Here is a 3,271-nt window from a genome sequence, read left to right on the forward strand (position 1 = left end):
GTGCTGATGCGGCTCGAAGGCGGTGATCTCGATGTCGACGGGCTGGCGGCCTTCGCCTCGATCTTCGTCAGCGACAAGGGCGCCAATCGCTTTGCCGACCGCGACCTCGATTTCCAGATCAAGGCCGGGCCGGTCAACGCCGGCGGGTTGACCGCCGACACGGTCGACACGGCGCTCAGGCTGCGCGACGGGCTGCTCGAAATCGACCGGCTTTCGGTGGGCGGGCTGGCCGGCGCCTCGATCAGCGCCACCGGCCGGATCAAGGATTTCCCCGCGAGCCCGACCGGCAAGCTCGATGCGTCGGTGGTTGCCGTCGATCTGAAGCCGCTGATCGATGTCGCCGCCCAGCACTATCCCGACAGTGCCGTGCTCAAGGGACTGTCGAGCCGTGCTGCTGCCTATCCCGAGCTGTTCCAGGATGCGCGCATCGACCTGGTGGCCAGTGCGGCCGACAATGGCGACGGCACCACGGGCCTGGCGGTGAGCGGGCAAGGCAAGGCCGGCGGCTCGGCCTTTTCGGCGTCGCTGTCGGGGAAGGGCGCGGTGGACAAGCTTCTCGAAGCGCCGGTGGCGCTGACCTTCAACGCCAAGAACCCTGATGCCACCGCGCTGCTGGCGCTCTATGGCCTGCCGGCGCTGCCGCTCGGCATGCTGGGCGAGGCAAACACCGATATTCAGGCCAAGGGCACGTTTGGCGGCGGCCTGGCGACGAATTTCAGCCTTGCCGGCAATGACTTCAAGGCCGGTTTCGAGGGAACGATCGCCGACACGCCGCAAGGCCTCGCCGCCAAGGGCAAGCTCAGCCTCGATGCCGCCGACATCGAGCCATGGCTGATGACGTCGGGCATCGGCCTGCCAGGCATGGGGGCGGGCATGTCGACGTCGCTCGCCGCGCAGGGCGACTACGGCAACGGCCTGCTGGTGCTGGACGAACTCAGCGGCGCCATCAACGAAGCGGCGGTGTCCGGCGACGTCAATATCGATGTAAAGGACGGCGTGCCACATCTGGCCGGGGCGCTGGCGCTCGACGAACTCGACCTCGATCCCCTGGCGGTGGCGCTGTTCGGCGACTCCGCCTTTCTGGCCGACAAGGAGGGCGCAGCCAAAGACCGGGCAGGCAAGGGTGGCGTGTGGCCGGCGACACCGTTCAGCCAGAAATCCAGCCTGCCATTCACCGCCGACCTCGACCTGACGACGGCAGCACTGGCCGCCGGCCGGTTCGCCACCGCCTATGACGCCGCCTTTTCGCTCAAGCTCGACCAGGAAGGCATCCGCGTTTCGGATCTCAAGGCGAAGTTGCTGGGCGGAGCGCTGACCGGCCTATTCGAGTTGAAGAACAACAACGGCACCGGGCTGTTCTCTGGCCAGATGAAACTGGCGGGCGCCGATCTGGCGACCGTGCTGCCGGATGCCGGCATCAGCGGCATCGGCGATTTCTCGACGGCGCTGTCAAGCAGCGGCAAATCGGTCGAAGGGATGGTGGCTGCCTTGTCAGGCTCCGGAACTGCGGCGTTGAAGGGCGTGAAAGTTGCTGGCCTCAATCCAGATGCGTTCAGTGCGTTCCTCGCCAAGGCGGATGCGATCGGGCGCGACATCGATGCGGCCAAGACCGCCGGCTTCGCGCCCGAGATCGCCGCTGATGGCAGTTTTGCCGCCGGCGATACCGACATAGCCTTCACGGTTGCCGGCGGCACGCTGCGGGCGCCGCCGGTCAGCCTGGAAAATCCAGCGGCGACCTTGTCCGCCGACATCACGGCGGATCTCAACGCGGCCACGGTGTCGGCCAAGGGTGCGATCACTTATCAGCCTGGCGACGAGGCGCTGGTCGGCTCCGAGCCGGTTGTGAATTTCACCGCCGAGGGGCCGTTCGGCGCGGTCAAACGAGCATTCGACAGTGAGCCGCTGGCGCAGTTCCTGACCCAGCGCGCGCTGGAGAAGGAGCAGCAGCGCGTCGAGGCGATGCAGGCCGCGCTGCTCGAGAAGCAGCGGCTGCGGCGCGAAGTGCGCTATTACGCTGCGCTGCAGGATGCTCGCGACAAGGCGGCCGAGGAATTGCGCCGGCAGGAGGAAGCAGCGCGGCTCAAAGCCGAAGCTGACGCCAAGGCCAAGGCCGAAGCGGATGCACAGGCTCAGGCTGAGGCGGACGCAAAGGCTCAGGCCGACGCGAAGGCGAAAGCCAAGGCGGACGCAGATGCCAAAGCCAAGGCCGATGCCGAAGCGAAGGCGGCTGCCGAAAAGCAGGCCGCCGACGAGGCGGCCAAAGCGCAGGCCGAGCAGGAGCGGCAGAAGGCGGAAGAGGCGATGCGTATTGCCTCGCAGGAAAAGGCAAGGCTCGAAGCCGAACGCAAGGCCGCGCAGCCTCCGAAGGTGGAGCGGGCGCCGCTGCCGCAGGCCAACGACAATCCGCCGCCGGCCAAGCCGAAGTCCAATCCGTTCACGATCGACAATCTGCTGAAGTCGCTGCAGTAGCGAAAGTTGGAGGTCTCATGACGACTTTGAGCCGTCCTGACTTAAGCGATATTCACCGGGGCGATTGGGTGGATCGCCGATTGCCGTCCGCATGGCGACCATATACGCGACTGGCGCGGCTGGATCGCCCTGTAGGGATATGGCTGACGCTTTTTCCTTGCTGGGCTGCGCTGATACAAGCGTCGCACGGTTTCCCGGACTTTCTGGAACTGGCTGTCTTCTCTCTCGGCGCTTTGCTGATGAGAAGCGCCGGCTCCACGGTCAATGACATTGCGGACCGCAAGTTTGACGGCCATGTCGAGCGGACTCGCTTCCGGCCGCTGGCGAGCGGACAGATGGGCGCCCTGCAGGCCTTTGTCTTTCTGACCGTTGAGCTTGCACTCGCGGCTGCCCTGCTGTTTTTTCTAACTCCCTACACGCGCCTGGTCGCTATCTGCGTTCTGCCGCTCGTGTTCATCTATCCGCTGTGCAAGCGTTTCACCCATTGGCCCCAGGCCGTGCTGGGCGCGGCGTTCAACTGGGGGATGCTTATGGCATGGGCCGAGGTCGCAGGACATATCCCGGTGGGAGCATTGCTTATGTGGGCCGGAGCCATCGCATGGCAGATCGGTTATGACACCGTCTATGCCTACGTTGACGTGAAAGACGACACCCGCCTCGGGCTGAAATCGACAGCGATCTTGTTCGGCCGGCATGGCAAGACCTGCATTGGCCTTTTCTATGCTCTGACGGTTGGCGCGTGGTCGCTTGGAGGTTGGTTGTTGGGCATGTCGCTGCCTTACGCCATTGGAATGCTGGTGGT

The 3,271-nt window shown here is 65.1% G+C and carries 2 protein-coding genes; both read left to right on the plus strand.

Going from position 1 to position 3,271, the window contains the following annotated elements:
- On the plus strand, positions 1 to 2,469 hold a 2,469-nt coding region (locus tag EN991_RS28990; RefSeq protein WP_281058818.1), incomplete at its 5' end, for an AsmA-like C-terminal region-containing protein.
- A 17-nt stretch (positions 2,470 to 2,486) separates the two neighbouring features.
- The coding region (locus tag EN991_RS28995) for a 4-hydroxybenzoate octaprenyltransferase (RefSeq protein ID WP_127370035.1) at positions 2,487 to 3,271 on the plus strand (785 nt) is incomplete at its 3' end.

It is taken from the genome of Mesorhizobium sp. M7A.F.Ca.US.005.03.2.1 (genome assembly GCF_003997795.1).
GTDB lineage: Bacteria > Pseudomonadota > Alphaproteobacteria > Rhizobiales > Rhizobiaceae > Mesorhizobium > Mesorhizobium ciceri.